This is a genomic window from Maritalea mobilis, from assembly GCF_019800885.1.
GTDB classification, from domain to species: Bacteria; Pseudomonadota; Alphaproteobacteria; order Rhodobacterales; family Rhodobacteraceae; genus Roseibacterium; species Roseibacterium beibuensis.
Map to the genome: position 1 here is coordinate 108,966 of NZ_JAHVKE010000003.1, position 15,409 is coordinate 124,374.

Below are 15,409 nucleotides of genomic sequence, written 5' to 3' on the forward strand. Positions count from 1 at the left end.
GTGGGGTGAGCCTGTGGATGGCTTGTGGATAAGTGCGTAATCCTGAATCATTGAGGTGAAATAATCGTATCAACCCAAGAATAATGTCGAGAAATGAAAAGCGGGCATTGCGCCGAAACGATCCGGCCGACCGCTTTTCGGAATGTTTCTGGCCCGATCAGCCCTTGCACCGCCAGAAGCCCCATTGTGTCATGCCCGGAACGGCACAGCAGGAGGGCGAAGGGATGTCACTGACCATGACGCGCGAGGTGTTCATCACCTGCGCGGTGACGGGGTCGGGCCAGACGCAGGACCGAAGCCCGCATGTGCCCCGCAGCCCCGAAGACATCGCCGAGGCCGCCATCGACGCGGCCAAGGCCGGGGCGGCCATCGCGCATCTCCATGTTCGCGACCCCGAGACCGGCCAGCCGTCGCGCGACCCGGCGCTCTATCGGCGCGCCGTCGACCTGATCCGCGCCAGCGACACCGATGTCATCCTGAACCTGACGGCGGGGATGGGGGGAGATCTGGTGTTCGGCCCCCCGGACCGGCCCCTGCCATTGGCCGACGGCACCGACTTCATCTCGGCCGAGGAACGTTTGACCCATATCGCCGAGTGCCGCCCCGAGATCTGCACGCTGGATTGCGGGACGATGAATTTCGCCGAGGCTGATTACGTGATGTCCAACACGCCCGGCATGCTGCGCGCGATGGGGCGCCGCATGGAGGCGTTGGGCGTCAAGCCGGAGGTCGAGTGTTTCGACACCGGCCACCTGTGGTTCGCGAAACAGCTGGTGGCCGAAGGCGTGCTGTCCGACCCGGCGTTGGTGCAGCTTTGCATGGGGGTGCCCTGGGGCGCGCCGAACGACCTGGCCACGTTCAACGCGATGGTCGCCGCCATCCCGGAGCATTGGACATTTTCCGCCTTCTCGTTGGGGCGCGATCAAATGGCCTATGCCGCCGCGGCGATCCTTGCCGGGGGGCATATCCGCGTCGGGCTGGAAGACAATTTGTTCTTGGAAAAAGGCGTCTTGGCGACCAATGCTCAACTTGTCGAGCGCGCGCGCGGCATTGCCGAAGCCATGGGCGCGCGCATCCTCTCGCCCGCCGAAGTGCGCGAAAAGCTCGGGCTCAAGGCGCATCATCCGGAGGCAGCCCAATGACCACGATCCTGTGTTACGGCGACAGCAACACCCACGGCACCATGCCGTTCGAGGAGTTCGGTGTGCGGCGGCGGCACCTGCAAGGCAGCCGCTGGCCCGATACCATGGCCGCCGCGCTCGGCCCCCGCTACCAGGTGATCGCCGAAGGGTTGCCGGGACGCACGACCGTGCATGAGGACCTTGTGGAGGGGGGCAAACGCTCGGGCCTCGACGTTCTGCCGGCGATCCTGCACAGCCACGAACCGATCGACCTGCTGATCCTGATGCTTGGCACGAACGACCTGAAACCGCGCTTTTCGGTGACGGCTTTCGAGATCGCGCGCTCGGTCGAACGGCTGGTGATCCTGTCGCGCCAGCTTCTGCCGTCCCTGCCGATCCTGCTGTTCTCGCCCGCGCCGGTGCGCGAGGTCGGAACCCTGGCCGAAGTCTTCGCAGGGGCCGAGACGCGCCAGATCGGGTTGCCCGGCCATCTGCGGGACGTGGCGGATCGGCAAGGTTGCGGGTTTCTCGATGTCGGTTTGCATGTCGATGTCTCGCCCGTCGACGGCGTGCACTGGGAGGGAGAGCTGCACCGCACCTTCGGAGCGGTTGCCGCGGATGCCGTGCGGGCGCAGATGGAGGGGGGCGAATGACCCGGCAAGCGGCGATCCTTGGTGCGGGCGTCATCGGCGCGGGTTGGGCCGCGCGCTTTGCGCTCATGGGATGGGACGTCGCGGTGTTCGATCCGTCCCCGACGGCCAAGGCGACGGTCGAGGCCGCGTTGGACCGCGCGCGCGCCAGCCTTCCGGCCCTTTACGACTCGCCGCTGCCGCCCGAGGGGCGAGTGACCCATGCCGCCGATCTTGCAAGCGCGGTGCGGGATGCCGCGTGGATACAGGAGAGTGTGCCGGAGCGACTCGACCTGAAACATGCTTTATTTCAAGAAGTTCAGGCGCAGTGTTCACCTGAGGTGATCATCGCCTCCTCGACCTCGGGCTTCACGCCGACCGAGTTGCAGGCGGGGGCACAGCGGCCCGGACAGATCATCGTCGCCCACCCCTTCAACCCGGTCTACCTGTTGCCTCTGGTCGAACTGGTGGGGTCAGGTGAGACGCCGAGGGACCTGATGACCAAGTCCGAACAGGTTCTGGACAGCCTCGGCATGGCGCCGCTGACCATCGAGGCCGAGGTGCCCGCCCATATCGCGGATCGGCTTCTGGAGGCCGTCTGGCGCGAGGCGCTGTGGCTCGTGAAGGACGGGGTGGCGACCACGGGCCAGATCGACGATGCGATCCGCCTCGGGTTTGGCCTGCGTTGGGCGCAGATGGGCCTCTTCGAGACCTATCGCATCGCCGGTGGGGACGGCGGCATGGCCCATTTCCTGCGGCAGTTCGGACCTGCCCTGCAATGGCCCTGGACCAAGCTGATGGACGTGCCGGAGCTGGGCGAGGCGCTTGTCCAAAAGATTGCCGCGCAATCGGATGCGCAGTCCGGCGCGCATTCCATCGCCGAGCTTGAGGCCATGCGCGACGACAACCTCGTCTCGATCCTGCGCGTCCTGAAGGACCGCAATGCAGGCGCTGGCGCGGTCTTGCGCGGCCACGAAGCGGGGCTTGCCTTGCCCGCGCCGGACCCGGACACGCCCGCGATGCCCGTGACCTTGGATCGGCAGGTGCCCGTCACCTGGGTCGATTACAACGGGCACATGAACGAGGCGCGATTTCTGCAAGCGTTTTCAAATGCCTGCGACCAGTTACTGCATTGGGCCGGTATGACGCCCGAGGCGATCGCAGAGGGCCACAGCGTCTTTACCGTCGAAACCCATATCCGGCATCTGGACGAGGTGCAGATCGGCGATCGCATCCGGGTCAAGGCCCGCGTGATCGAGGGGGGCGGCAAGAAATTCCACATCTGGCAGGAGTTGTGGGTTGGCGACCGGCTTTGCGCGACCGGCGAACAGATGCTGTTGCATGTCGATCTGGCGACGCGCCGGTCCGCCGTGCCGCCGGACCAGATCGCCAATTGGCTGGCACGGGCCAAGGCGGCCCATGCCGATCTGCCCTGGCCCGAGGGCGTGGGCCGCGCGGTGGGGCAAAGCGCCTAGCGCACCACGTCGCGCAAGCTGCGCAAATGGCCGAGGATTGGCGGCTGATCCGTGGCGGGGATCGCCGCGTCCTGATCGCATGGCTGGTGCATCTGCCCGCCGCCACCTGTTCCAAGCCAAGGACCCGGTGCTGCATTCGCTTTATCCATCCGCAAGCGACTGACCCGCACTGATTTCGCTTGAGGCGCGCAAGGATCGGGGCGACACAGCGCCATGCCCCTCTGGATTCCGGTCACCATCTTCGCCGCTTTCATGCAGAACCTGCGGTTCCTGCTGCAACGGCACCTGAAGGTCACGGGCCTGTCGACTGCCGGGGCGACATGGGCGCGCTTCGCCTATTCCGCCCCGCTCGTGGCGGCGCTGGCCTTTGGGTATCTCTGGCTCAGCGGTCAGGCGACGCCCACCGCCGACCTTCGCTTCTGGGCCTTTCTGATCCCCGGCGCCATGGGCCAGATCCTCGCCACCATGTGCGTGGTCGCGCTGTTTGCCTTCCGCAATTTCCCCGTGGGCGTGACGCTGGCCAAGACCGAGGTGATCCTCTCGGCCATCATTGGCCTGATCCTGTTGGGAGATACCGTCTCGCCCGGGCTGGTGGCGGCCATCGCCATCGGCTTTGTCGGCGTGGTGCTCTTGTCCGACCCGCCGAAGGGGGACACGTCACTGCCCCTGCGCCAGAGGCTGTTCAACCGGGCCTCGGGCTATGGCCTTGCATCGGGCCTGCTGTTCGGAGTGTCCGCCGTGGGCTATCGCGGCGCCTCGCTGGCGCTGGACAGCGGCGATGTGTTCCTGCGGGCCAGCCTGACGCTCGCGGCCGCGACGGCGGTGCAGACCCTGACGCTGGGCCTGTGGCTCGCGCTGCGCCAGCGCGGCGAGATCGCCCGCGTCGCCGCCAGTTGGCGGGTCTCGGCCGCGATGGGCCTGGCCTCGATGCTCGGCAGCCTGGGCTGGTTCACCGCCTTCACGCTCCAGACCGCCGCCGTGGTCAAGGCGCTGGGGCAGGTGGAACTGGTCTTCACCTTTCTCGTCTCGGTCTTCTGGCTGAAAGAGCGCTCATCGGCCAAGGAAATCGGCGGCGTCGTCCTGATCCTCGCGTCCATCGGTCTCATCTTCTGGAGGAGCGTCTGAGCATGCTGTCCATCGCCCTGGCCATCGCGCCGATTTTCCTGCTCATCGTCACGGGTTACGTCCTGCGGCGCGGCGGCATCCCCAGCATGGAGTTCTGGAACCTCAACGACCGGCTGGTCTATTTCGTGCTGATGCCGGCGCTGTTCTTCGTCCGTATCTCCGAGGCCGACCTGTCGGACCCGGTCCTGATCCCCTTCGCGCTGACCCTCTATGCCGGGTTCTTCCTTGCCGTCGCGTTCGGCATCGCCGCCGCCTGGTGGCTGAGGCGCGGGGGCGCGGTCGGCACATCCGTGATGCAGGGGGCAGGGCGCTTCAACACCTTCATCGCGCTGGCTGTGGCCGAGGCGCTGCACGGGCTTCCGGGGCTGCAACTGGCCGTCCTCGGCGCGGCAGTTCTTGTGCCCTTGGTCAACCTCACCGTGGTCTCGGCCTTCGCCGTGATGCTGCCCCGTCCCGGCGGGCGGGTGGTGCGTGGCGCGGCGCTCAGCCTCGCCACCAACCCGCTGATCCTGTCGATCCTCGCCGCGATCGCCTTCAACGCGCTGGGCTGGGCGCCGATCCCGGTCATCTCCGAGACGCTCGCGGTGCTGGGGCAGGCGGCGCTGCCGATCATGCTGCTGTGTGTGGGCGCGAACCTCAAGATCCGCGGCCTCAGCGCCGATTGGCAGCCCATGGCCCTCAGCGCCATCGGCAAACTGCTCGTGTTCCCCCTAGCGATCCTCGCCGCAGCCGCGCTCCTGCGCCTCGACCCGCTGGCTGCCCAGGTGGCCTTGATCTACGGCGCGCTGCCCACGGGGGTCGCGGCCTATACGCTGGCGCGCCAACTGAACGGGGATGCGCCGCTCATGGCCGCGATGATCACCGTCCAGACGGCGCTCGCCTTCGCGGTCATGCCGCTCTGGCTGTCGCTCGCCGCACGGCTCTTCGGCAACTGACCCGTCCCCTTCATCTTGGCAGAAAAACTCCCGCCGGAGGCATCAGCGGCGCCGAGGGGCCTTGTGCCCCGAGACGCCGCTTCCCCGGTCGCGGCCCAAGGGGCCGCGAAACCCCTGCTCAGAGCCGGCGAAACCGGCTGACATCCGTGGAATTGTCGAAGAAGGGCACGCCGGGATGGGCCGTGCCGGTCAGCTTGGCGGTCAGTTCCGCCAGCACCACCTCGGTGATGAAGGGCATGTCATAGCTGCGGACCTCGTCCAGCGGCACCCATTGCAGGTGGCTCAACTCGTCCTCGGCCCGGCTGAAATCATCTGGGTCGCTGGCCAGGGCCCCCGCATCGGCCAGAAGGAACCGCGCATCGAAGCGGCGCGGGCGGCCCGGCGGGGTGATCGCACGAAACACGAATTCCAGTGCCCCGCCATCGGGCAGATGCCCGGTCGAAAGGTAGCCGCGCCAGCCTTTCGGCGCTTCGATCTCGCCCGCGCGCGCATCCGGGGCGCCCAGCAAAAGCCCGGTTTCCTCCCAAAGCTCACGCGTGGCGGCGGCCAGCACCGCCTCGGCCGGGGTCTCGGTCTCGGCCGCCAGCCGGCCCACGCAGTCTTCGGCCGGTGGCCGCGCCCAGGGGATCGTGGCATCCACGGCATCCACCGCGCCGCCCGGAAAGACGAATTTGGACGGCATGAAAGCCGCGCTCTTGCCGCGCTGGCCCATCAGCACGCGCGGGCGAGTGGCCGCGTCGCGCAGCACGATGATTGTCGCCGCGTCCCTGATCGCTGTCTTGTCCACTAGAACCCGTGCATCCGCTTGGCCCATTGCACCCCCAGGATCAGGCCCTTGAACTTCGGCAAAAGGTAAAGTGCCATCGCCACCACACCGATCGAAAAGGTCACCGCCAGCACCCAGCCCGGCGGCTGGAACGCCTCGTAGGTGACCAGCATCGCCGTGCCCATAACCTTCGCCGTCACCAGGATCGACAGATAGGCCGGGCCGTCATCGGCGCGCGCATGGCTCAGGTCCTCGCCGCAGGTGCTGCAGGTCGGCGTCAGCTTCAGGTAGCGCTCGTAGATCGCCCCATGCCCGCACGAGGGACAGCGCCCGCGCATGGCCTTCGCGATGGCGGGCCAGGCGGGGCGTTCGGGCTTGGGTGGTTCGAATTCGGGCCGCAGGGCCGGGTCGTCGTAATGCATGGCGTCAAGATGGGGTGCGCGCCAGGCGCTGTCCAGACGACAAATCCCGCCGCGAAGTTTTTGCGACGGAAAGCTGCGGATGCCCCGTGAGTCTGGGCAGACAGGCAAACAAAGGAGATGAAGCATGTCGATTTGGAAAGCAGCCCTGCTGAGCGCCCTGATCCCGATGGCGGCCCTGCCTGCCGTGGCGCAGGATCAGGCCCCCCTGCCGCAAGCGACGGGCCCGAACGCGGACCTGATGTTCGACCGGTTCGATATCGACGGGGATGGCACGATCACCCGCGCGGAAATCGAGAACGCCCCGCAACTCCGCTTCGAAGCGGCCGACGCGGACGGCAATGGCACCCTCGATCGCGACGAGTTGATCGCGCGCGGCACCGAGATGGCCCAGGCCCGTGTCGCCCTCGGCGTGGATCGCATGATCGCGGCGGCCGATGCCGATGAAGACGGGGCGCTCAGCGCCGAGGAATTCGCCGCAGCCCGCCCCGACGGCGGTTTCGGCCGGTGGCCCGGCATGGACCGCGGTGACCGTGGGGATCGCGGGGACCGTCAGTTCGGGCGCTTCGGCGGCCGCGACAGCATGCCCGATCCGGCCCGGCTTTTCGGGATGGTCGATGCCGATGGCGATGGCGTCGTCAGCGAAGAGGAGTTCCAGACCGCTATGGAGCAGTTCATGCAGCGTCGTGACGGTGGTCGCCGTGGCTGGGGCCGTCGCGGCTGAGCCGGAGCGTAGGATGACCAAGCCATGGGCTGGTGTGCCTGCAAGGCCGCCCGCCCATGGCACAAAGGCCTCGCAAGGGGTATGGGGAGCCATGGCAGTGCCGGATGCGGAATTGGATGGTTTGGGCGATGGCGCGTTGATGGTGCTGTTCGCCAACGGCGATTCCGCCGCGGCTCGGCTGTTGACGGAACGCTTGCTGCCACGGGCGTGGCGCCATGCCTCGCGCGTGCTGGGCGATCCCGCCGAGGCCGAGGATATCGCGCAGGAAGCGATGCTGCGGCTCTGGCGCGCGGCACCGGAATGGCGGCAGGATGGTGCGGCGCAGCCCTCGACCTGGTTGCATCGGGTGGTGGCGAACCTCGCCATCGACCGGTTGAGGCGCGCGGGCCGGTCCACCGGCCTCGACCCCGAGATCGACCCGCCGGACGATGCGCCGACCGCCGAGGCGCGCATGATCGAGGACGGGCGGCGGTCCGCCCTGGACGCGGCGCTGGCGACATTGCCCGAGCGCCAGAGACAGGCGGTGGTCTTGCGCCATATCGAGGGCTTGGCGAACCCCGAGATTGCCGAGATTCTCGGCATCGGGGTGGAGGCGGTCGAAAGCCTGACCGCGCGAGGGAAAAGGGCGCTCAAGGCAGTGCTCGAAGGACAGAAGGAGGCGTTGGGCTATGGCGAATAACGCAGATCAGGGCGACCGGCTCGACCGGATGCTGGCCGAGGCCAAGGGCGCAGAGCCCTCGTCCGACCTCATGGCACGGGTGCTGGCCGATGCGGCCGCCATTCAGTCCGAGATCGCGCCGACGCAGGCGATGTCCGGGGGCACGCAGGGCGCTGGTGCGGCCCAAGCCGGGACAGCCGGGCGCCGGCGCTCTCGGTCGTTCCGTCCGGCCTGGGTTGCCGCGCTTGGCGGTTGGGGCGGTGTCTCGGGCGTGACCATGGCCGGGGTCGTCGGTCTCGCCATCGGGTTCGCGATCCCCGACACGATCGACACGCTGAGCGGCGGGCAGATCTGGAACCTGTCCGGCGGGGCGGGCTTGACGCCTGACCTGACGACACTTGCATGGGAGGATGGCGGCGATGTCTGACCCCTTGAACGAACCCGGCCCCGCCGAGACGCCGCGCCGGAAGACGAGCCTCGCGGTCAAGATCGTGCTTGCGGTCTCTCTCGCGTTGAACCTTCTGGTGGTGGGTGTGGTCGTCGGCGCCGTGTCGGGCCGGATTGGCCCAGCGGGCGGCGACGAACCGCCGGATTTGCGCAGCCTCGGCCTTGGGCCGTTCGCGATCGCCTTGGGCAATGACGGGCGCGATACGGTGCGCGAGTCGCTGCGCGACCGGCGGGCAGAGTTCATTGCCGAGCGGCGGGTGATCGGCAACAGCCTGCGGTCGTTGCAGCAAGCCTTGCTGCAGGACCCGTTCGACCGGGACGCGGCAGCAGCGGCCATGGCCGAGTCGCGGGCCGCCGCCGAGGCCTTGCAAAGCTTCGGGCACGAGGCGCTGCTCGATCACCTTGCGTCGCTGTCGCTGGAGGAGCGGGAAGAGCTTGCGCAGGATCTCAACCGGGCCATGCGGCGTGTCGAAGGGCGCGATCGCGACGGCGACCGGGATCGCGACCATGACGGGGACCGCGACTAAGGTCAGTTGCCGCCCGCCATGCACCTCGCAAGCAACCGCCGCCCCGACTTGGGCGGCGGTTTCGTGTGTCGGCTCAGGCCGCTGGCCGGTTCGACAGCGTAACCTGGTCACGCCCGAGGTTTTTCGCGCCGTATAGCGCCCGATCCGCCCGGTCGATGATGCTTTGCGGTGTCTCGCCCGTCTCCCCCGGCGGGACCAGAGCGAGGCCGACGCTGAGCGTAACCGAAAGCGGCGCGGTGCTGTCGCCCACGTCGAACGGCGTGTCACTGATCGCGTGGCGAAGCCGTTCGGCGCAGTCGAGCGCGGCGGCCCGATCCCCATCGGGCAGGGCGACGAGAAACTCTTCCCCCCCGATGCGCGCCAGCAGGTCCGAGCCGCGCAACTGCGCGCGCAGGCGGCGTCCGACGAGGGTCAGGACCCGGTCGCCGACTGAATGGCCGTGGCAGTCATTGATCGATTTGAAATGGTCGAGATCCAGCATCATCACGGCCATGCCGCGCCCCGGGCGCGCCATCATCAGGTCCAGATGGTAAAGCGCGTAGCGGCGGTTGTGCAGCCCCGTCAGGCTGTCCGTGACGGCCAGTTCCAGCCCGGCGCGGACCGACGCGCGCAGATGGTCCGCCTGGCGTTTGCGGCTCAGTTGGGCGCGAATGCGAATGGCCAGTTCCTCGGGGTCGAACGGGTCATAGAGGATGTCCGACGCCCCGAGATCCAGCGCGATGGCCGCGCGTTCGCTGTCGCCCTCGGGCAGGATCACCACTTTTGCCGCGTGCCGCGTATGGGGCCGCGAGCGCAGGTCCGACAACAGGCGCAACCCGTCGTCGCGCCGCTCCAGGTCTGCCGCGATCACGAAAACGTCCGGGGCCGGCCCGCCCTCTGTGTCGCTTTCTGCAAGCGCCGCCTCGCGCGGCAGGATCACCACCTCGTCGCGCAGGCGCAGGTCGAGGGCCGACTTCCACAGCCCGGCGTTGCGTGCGCCGGGGGCGACGACGCCGATCCGCGCAGGAAGCTCGATCGCGGTGAACCCGGCCGGCGCCTCGGCTAGGCCCAGCGGTACGCCCGCCGCGTGGCGTTCATGCAGTTCACGCACCGCGTCGCGCGCCCGCAGGAGTGAGCGTACCCGTGCCAGCAGCGTCACCTCGTCCATCGGCTTGGTCAGGAAATCATCGGCCCCGGCCACCAATCCCGCCATTTTCGCGTCGCGGTCCGATTTGGCGGTGATCAGGATGACGGGGATATCGGCGGTCTGCGGGTCCGCCTTGAGCTGTCGGCACACCTCCACCCCCGTCATGTCCGGCATCGCCATGTCAAGAAGGATCAGGTCCGGCCGTCCCTGCCGCGCCGCGCGCAGCGCCTCGGCGCCGCTTCCGGCTTGGTCCACGGTGTAGCAGGCTTGGGCCAGTTTGACCTTCATGACGATGCGATTCGTCGCTACATCGTCAACGATCAGAATTCGCCCCGTCATGCGTTCCTCGTACGCTGGTCCATCCAGAATACCAAAGGTGTCGCGCGGAATAGTTAACAAACCCTTTAACTCGGAGGGATGCCTTCGCAATGAAGCAAGAAGTTGCCGAAACGCGCGCCCTGCAGGTGCTGGGATGGCTGGCCGGAGACGAAGACCTCTTGCCGGTGTTCATGGGGGCGACCGGCGTCAGCGAAGCGGATCTGCGCGTACGCGCCGCCGAGCCCGAGTTCCTGGCCTCGGTGCTCGATTTCGTCCTGATGGACGATCAATGGGTGATCTCGGCGGCCGGTGCGCTGGGATGGCCGCCGCAGGACGTCGTGACGATCCGCACGGCGCTTCCCGGCGGTCATCTGCCGAACTGGACCTGAGGCGGCTCGAAAGGAATAGATTTTGAACCAGCGACTTAGGCGCTGTTTCAGTCGTCCTCGCCCGCCGTCAGGCGGCTCAGCAAGGCCTTGAGCTGCTCTTCTTCCTCGCGCGTCAGCTTGGACGAGAAATGGGACATGTTCTCGGTGCAGAGCGGCATGGCCTTCAGCATGCGCGCACGCCCTTCCTCGGTCAGCGAGACCTCGGTCGTGCGGCGATCCTCGACGCCCATCGCGCGGGTAATCAGCCCGTCGGATTCCAGCTGTCGCAGCGCCCGCGACGTGGCCGTGCGGTCAATTCCGACGAATCCCGCGATTTCCGAGGGGTTCTTCTGACCGTCTTCTTCCACGGCGAGCAGGATGCACCAACCCACGCGGGTCAGGCCGTGCTTGCGTAGCGATTCCTCTACCCTGCGCTCGACGATTCGCGCCGAGCGAGAGATGTGATGGCCGATGCTGTCGTGCAGGCCGTATCTGGTCGTGCTTCCATCCATGGTAGCCACGGCCTATACCCCTCGTGTGGGGGGAAGTCACGCGGAAATGATACACTTTGTCGCTGACGAAAGGGCAGGTCCGGCCCATCAACTAGGGAGGCAACGTGCCTGACATGCCGATCCGGGGAATTCTGTTCGACAAGGACGGGACGCTTTTCGATTTCGAAGCCAGCTGGAGCGAATGGGCAGCCGGCCTGTTTTACGACCTGGCCGAGGGCGACCCGGCCCTGACCGAGGCGCTGGCCGACAGGGCGGGCTATGACCTTGCCCGACGCCGCTTTCTGCCTGGTAGTCCGGTGATCGCGGGCACCCTGGAAGAGGTCGCGACCTGCCTGCAACCGGTCCTGCCGGCCGCCCGGCTCGACGCGCTTGTCCATCGCATGAACGCCGCCGCTGCCGAGGCGCCCATGGTGCCGGTTGCCCCACTCGCGCCCCTCTTGGCGGATTTGCGGGCGTTCGGGCTGAAGCTTGGCGTTGCCACCAACGCCGCCGAGGTCGAAGCGCGCGCGCACCTGGCCGCCGCGGGGGTGGACGGTGCCTTCGATTTCCTTGCCGGGTTCGACACCGGCTACGGCGCCAAACCCGAACCGGGCATGTGCTTTGCTTTCGCCGACACCCTGGCACTCGACGCGTCCGAGGTGCTGATGGTGGGCGACAGCACCCATGACCTGATCGCCGGGCGTGCCGCGGGGATGCAGGTGCTGGGCGTTCTGACCGGCCTCGCCGCTGCCGAGGACCTGGCCCCCCATGCTGACGCCATCCTGCCCGATATCGGCCATCTGCCCCTCTGGCTGGCCGAGGGTGGGCATCTTCCGGCTGAAACCGGCACGTCGGGGCAAAAAGCGACGCGTTCGGTCGCTATCTGAAAATAATTCCGCGACCGCGTCGGGCGACCCTGAGCAGACCGGACAGGACTGCAACCGCACGGGGACGCCATGAACGACGCCACGCCATCCCGCCGCCGCCGCCATGGCGGGCGCCGCACCGGCACGGATCGGGCCGCAGGGCCTGCCATTACGCAAATGCCGTGGTGCATCCCGGTCAACACCGACCGCCCGACCGAGCCGCTGGACGAAGAGGGCGGGGCCGCGATCCATTCCGGCGCGATGCGCATCCTGTCCGAGATCGGGATCGAGTTCCTGAACGACACGGCGCTGGACCATTTGCGCGAGGCCGGCTGCCGGGTCGAAGGGCAGACCGTTCGCTTCGATCCGGATTTCGTGATGGAGATGGTGGGCAAGGCCCCCGCCGAATTCACCATCACCCCCCGCAACCCGGACCGCGCCCTGCCCATCGGCGGCAGGCACATGGTCTTCGTCAATGTCTCCTCCCCGCCGAACGCCTGGGACCTCGAACGCGGCAAGCGCCCCGGCGATTTCGAGACCTTCCGCGAGTTCATGAAACTGACGCAGTATTTCAACTGCATCCACATCGCCGGCGGCTACCCGGTGGAGCCGATCGACATCCATGCCAGCGTCCGCCACCTCGATTGCCTGTTCGAGAAACTGACCCTGACCGACAAGGTGGCCCACGCTTATTCGCTGGGGCCCGAGCGGGTCGAAGACGTGATGGAAATGGTGCGGATCGCCGGTGGCCTGACGCACGAGGAATTCGACGCCAGCCCGCGGATGTACACCAATATCAACTCGGTCAGCCCGCTGAAGCATGACTGGCCGATGCTGGATGGCGCCATGCGGCTGGCGCGCCGGGGGCAGCCCGTGGTCGTCACCCCCTTCACGCTGGCCGGGGCCATGGCGCCCGTCACCATGTCCGGCGCCGTCGCCCTCAGCCTGGCCGAGGGGTTGGCGGCCATTGCGCTTCTGCAATGGATCGCGCCGGGCTGCCCCGTTGCGATCGGCACCTTCACCTCGAATGTCGACATGAAGTCGGGCGCCCCCGCCTTCGGCACGCCCGAATACATGCGCGCGACCCAGATGACCGGGCAGATGGCGCGGTTCTACGGGTTGCCCATGCGCGCCTCGGGCGTCTGCGCGGCCAACGTCCCCGACGGGCAGGCCATGTGGGAGACGAGTAATTCGATCTGGTCGGCGGTGCAGTCGGGCACGAACATGGTCTACCATGCCGCCGGCTGGCTGGAGGGCGGGCTGATCGCCTCGCCCGAGAAATTCGTGATGGATTGCGAATTGCTCCAGCAGGTGCAGCGCTATTTCGACCCCGCGCTGACGGCCACCACCGAGGATGATCTGGGCCTCGATGCCATCGCCGAGGTCGGGCCGGGCGGGCATTTCTTCGGCTGCGACCATACGCAGGCTCGCTACCAGACGGCCTTTTACCAGCCCTTCCTGTCGGATTGGCGCAATTTCGAGGCCTGGGCCAACGAGGGCGGCGTCTGGACCGCCGAACGCGCCCATCGCATCTACAAGCGTATCCTGGCCGAGTTCGAACCGCCCGAGATGGACATCGCGATCCGCGACGAACTGGCCGATTTCGTCGCCCGCCGAAAGGCCGAGGGCGGCGCACCAACCGATTTCTGAGATCGAAAGGGGTTGTTAACGATTGCATGGTAAAACCGCCTTCAAGGGGTCGCCTATTGGTGCGAAACCCTTGAAGGTAAGAGGCAGGTCGATCCATGCACGGTATGATCAACCGCGCGCTCCAGGGCTTTCTTGTGGCCCATTACGGCGAACGGTCATGGGACGAGATACGCAGCATCGCCGGCATCCCGCCCGAAGGGTTCGAGGCGATGCTGCAATACGACGAGGCGCAGACGCTGGCCTGTTTCGAGGCCGCCGTCACGGTGCTGCACAAACACCCCAACGCCCTGCTGGAAGATATCGGCACCTATCTCGTGACGAACCCCGCGTTGGAGCCGCTTCGACGGTTGCTCCGGTTCGGTGGGCCCACGTTTCTGGACTTTCTTTTATCTCTTGAGGATCTGCGCGACCGTGGGCGCCTCGCCATCCCGGATCTCGACCTGCCCCGCATCCGCGTCGAGGAACTCGATCCCTCCAGCTACCGCATCCGGGCGCAATGGAGCTTGCCCGGCATCGCGCCGATCCTTCTGGGCGGTTTACGCGCCATGGCGGACGATTACGGTGCGCTGGCGCTGTTGCGCCTTGACGGGATGCAGCCGGGGGAAGAATGCCTGCATGTCCAGTTGCTGGACATGACCTTCGCGGAAGGGCGGCAATTCGTGCTGGGCGGGGTCGGCGCATGACTTTGGGGTTCGCCGCTACGCCGTCGCCCCTCGGCCCCGATACAAAGCGCGTGGTCGGCCTGTCCCCGCAGGTGTTGGACCGGTTGATGCCGATGCATCTCTGGCTCGACCCGCAGGGCCGCGTGATGCAGGCCGGCCCGACCATCGCGAAGATGATGGGCGGCGCGCCGGCGCTGGGCACCCGGTTGCTCGATCTCGTCGAGATCCGCAGCCCGGCCAATATCGCCGATTTCACCGCCCTGATCGCGCAGGAGGGGCGCCGCCTCAGCCTTGCCTTGCGCTCTGCATCGCATCTGCCCTTGCGCGGCGTTGTCAGCAGCCTGCCGGGGCAGGGTGGGGCGCTTCTCGACATATCGCTGGGCCTGAGTTTCGTGCGGGCCGTGGCCGAGTTTGACCTGAACCAGGGCGATTTTTCGCCCTGTGACCAGACCCTTGAGCTGCTCTATCTCTACGAGGCCAATACCTCGATTGCCCATCTGTCGCGCCACCTGACGGAACGCCTGCGCGCGGCACGCCTGGCGGCAGAGGCGCAGGCTCTGACCGACGAGTTGACCGGCCTTGCGAACCGGCGTGCCATGGACCTGGAACTGGCGCGCGTTCTGGCGGATGAAACGGCGCATTTCGCGCTGCTTCACCTCGACCTCGACTATTTCAAACAGGTCAACGATACGCACGGTCACGCCGCAGGTGACCACGTGCTCCAGCAGGTCGGGCATATCCTGCGCGCCGATCTGCGCCGCGGCGATCTCGCCGCGCGTGTGGGCGGGGACGAGTTCCTGATCATCCTGCGCAACTGCCTGTCGGAAGACGGCTTGCGGGAGGTGGCCAAACGCCTGATCGCCGGGATCGAGGCCCCCGTTTCGTTCGAAGGAAAGCTGTGCAAGCTCTCCGCCTCCATCGGGATCTCGACGACGGCGGGCTACGGGACCCGCCCGACCCCTGACGAGATGCTCGCCGATACCGACATGGCGCTGTACCGGGCGAAAAACGCGGGCCGCGGGCGGTTCGCCATTCACCTGCCCAAGCGGGGCGATGGGACGTTGGGTGCCCGCGATGCAGAGGTTTACAATGCACGCTGAAC

The 15,409-nt window shown here is 67.2% G+C and carries 18 protein-coding genes; 14 read left to right on the top strand and 4 right to left on the bottom strand.

Annotated elements, in window-relative coordinates:
- Positions 1-224: 224 nt before the first annotated feature.
- The 5 genes from KUV65_RS14225 to KUV65_RS14245 all read left to right on the top strand — a co-directional run bounded on the left by KUV65_RS14225 (position 225) and on the right by KUV65_RS14245 (position 5,285).
- The gene (locus tag KUV65_RS14225; RefSeq protein WP_222191435.1) at positions 225-1,142 is read left to right on the top strand and encodes a 3-keto-5-aminohexanoate cleavage protein; all 918 of its coding nucleotides are present in this window, start codon (positions 225-227) and stop codon (positions 1,140-1,142) included.
- Positions 1,139-1,774 carry an SGNH/GDSL hydrolase family protein gene (locus KUV65_RS14230; protein ID WP_222191393.1) on the top strand — a complete coding sequence of 212 codons (636 nt, stop codon included), beginning with the start codon at positions 1,139-1,141 and terminating at the stop codon, positions 1,772-1,774. The genes KUV65_RS14225 and KUV65_RS14230 overlap by 4 nt, the downstream gene beginning before the upstream one ends.
- The gene (locus tag KUV65_RS14235; protein ID WP_222191394.1) at positions 1,771-3,225 is read left to right on the top strand and encodes a carnitine 3-dehydrogenase; all 1,455 of its coding nucleotides are present in this window, start codon (positions 1,771-1,773) and stop codon (positions 3,223-3,225) included. Before KUV65_RS14230 ends, KUV65_RS14235 begins: the two co-directional genes overlap by 4 nt.
- 213 nt (positions 3,226-3,438) lie before the next feature.
- Entirely contained in the window at positions 3,439-4,350 is a 912-nt protein-coding gene (locus KUV65_RS14240) for a DMT family transporter (protein WP_222191395.1), read from the top strand.
- A gap of 2 nt (positions 4,351-4,352) precedes the next feature.
- Positions 4,353-5,285 (top strand): AEC family transporter, encoded by a 933-nt coding sequence (locus tag KUV65_RS14245; RefSeq protein WP_222191396.1) that lies wholly within the window; start codon positions 4,353-4,355, stop codon positions 5,283-5,285.
- A 118-nt stretch (positions 5,286-5,403) separates the two neighbouring features.
- Here the strand turns inward: KUV65_RS14245 and KUV65_RS14250 are convergent, their stop codons facing one another.
- Positions 5,404-6,099 (bottom strand): NUDIX hydrolase, encoded by a 696-nt coding sequence (locus KUV65_RS14250; protein WP_222191397.1) that lies wholly within the window; start codon positions 6,097-6,099, stop codon positions 5,404-5,406.
- On the bottom strand, positions 6,072-6,473 hold the full coding sequence (locus tag KUV65_RS14255) for a DUF983 domain-containing protein (protein ID WP_222191398.1): 402 nt from the start codon (positions 6,471-6,473) through the stop codon (positions 6,072-6,074). The genes KUV65_RS14250 and KUV65_RS14255 overlap by 28 nt, the downstream gene beginning before the upstream one ends.
- A gap of 124 nt (positions 6,474-6,597) precedes the next feature.
- Here KUV65_RS14255 and KUV65_RS14260 point away from each other — a divergent pair, with 124 nt between their 5' ends.
- The 4 genes from KUV65_RS14260 (at position 6,598) to KUV65_RS14275 (ending at position 8,826) form a co-directional block, all read left to right on the top strand.
- Complete coding sequence (locus KUV65_RS14260) at positions 6,598-7,194, top strand: EF-hand domain-containing protein (RefSeq protein WP_222191399.1); 597 nt, start codon at positions 6,598-6,600, stop codon at positions 7,192-7,194.
- Between the two features lie 91 nt (positions 7,195-7,285).
- On the top strand, positions 7,286-7,873 hold the full coding sequence (locus KUV65_RS14265; RefSeq protein ID WP_222191400.1) for an RNA polymerase sigma factor: 588 nt from the start codon (positions 7,286-7,288) through the stop codon (positions 7,871-7,873).
- The gene (locus tag KUV65_RS14270) at positions 7,863-8,279 is read left to right on the top strand and encodes a hypothetical protein (RefSeq protein ID WP_222191401.1); all 417 of its coding nucleotides are present in this window, start codon (positions 7,863-7,865) and stop codon (positions 8,277-8,279) included. The genes KUV65_RS14265 and KUV65_RS14270 overlap by 11 nt, the downstream gene beginning before the upstream one ends.
- Positions 8,272-8,826: a periplasmic heavy metal sensor gene (locus KUV65_RS14275; RefSeq protein WP_222191402.1), complete on the top strand. Its 555-nt coding sequence runs from the start codon at positions 8,272-8,274 to the stop codon at positions 8,824-8,826. Before KUV65_RS14270 ends, KUV65_RS14275 begins: the two co-directional genes overlap by 8 nt.
- 73 nt (positions 8,827-8,899) lie before the next feature.
- On the opposite strand, the gene KUV65_RS14280 is transcribed toward KUV65_RS14275, so the two are convergent.
- A complete protein-coding gene (locus KUV65_RS14280; protein ID WP_222191403.1) occupies positions 8,900-10,291 on the bottom strand; it encodes a diguanylate cyclase in 1,392 nt (463 codons plus the stop codon).
- A gap of 89 nt (positions 10,292-10,380) precedes the next feature.
- On the opposite strand from KUV65_RS14280, the gene KUV65_RS14285 reads away from it, so the two are divergent.
- Positions 10,381-10,659, top strand: coding sequence for a DUF3572 domain-containing protein (locus KUV65_RS14285; protein WP_222191404.1), 279 nt, complete (start codon positions 10,381-10,383; stop codon positions 10,657-10,659).
- A gap of 47 nt (positions 10,660-10,706) precedes the next feature.
- Here the strand turns inward: KUV65_RS14285 and KUV65_RS14290 are convergent, their stop codons facing one another.
- Entirely contained in the window at positions 10,707-11,150 is a 444-nt protein-coding gene (locus tag KUV65_RS14290; RefSeq protein ID WP_222191405.1) for a MarR family winged helix-turn-helix transcriptional regulator, read from the bottom strand.
- Between the two features lie 113 nt (positions 11,151-11,263).
- Between KUV65_RS14290 and KUV65_RS14295 the strand changes: the two genes are divergently transcribed.
- The 4 genes from KUV65_RS14295 (at position 11,264) to KUV65_RS14310 (ending at position 15,407) form a co-directional block, all read left to right on the top strand.
- Entirely contained in the window at positions 11,264-12,016 is a 753-nt protein-coding gene (locus tag KUV65_RS14295; RefSeq protein ID WP_261331819.1) for an HAD family hydrolase, read from the top strand.
- A gap of 69 nt (positions 12,017-12,085) precedes the next feature.
- Positions 12,086-13,645: a trimethylamine methyltransferase family protein gene (locus KUV65_RS14300; protein WP_222191407.1), complete on the top strand. Its 1,560-nt coding sequence runs from the start codon at positions 12,086-12,088 to the stop codon at positions 13,643-13,645.
- A gap of 95 nt (positions 13,646-13,740) precedes the next feature.
- Positions 13,741-14,328 (top strand): heme NO-binding domain-containing protein, encoded by a 588-nt coding sequence (locus KUV65_RS14305; RefSeq protein ID WP_222191408.1) that lies wholly within the window; start codon positions 13,741-13,743, stop codon positions 14,326-14,328.
- Positions 14,325-15,407: a diguanylate cyclase domain-containing protein gene (locus tag KUV65_RS14310; protein ID WP_222191409.1), complete on the top strand. Its 1,083-nt coding sequence runs from the start codon at positions 14,325-14,327 to the stop codon at positions 15,405-15,407. Before KUV65_RS14305 ends, KUV65_RS14310 begins: the two co-directional genes overlap by 4 nt.
- The last annotated feature ends 2 nt before the right edge of the window (positions 15,408-15,409 follow it).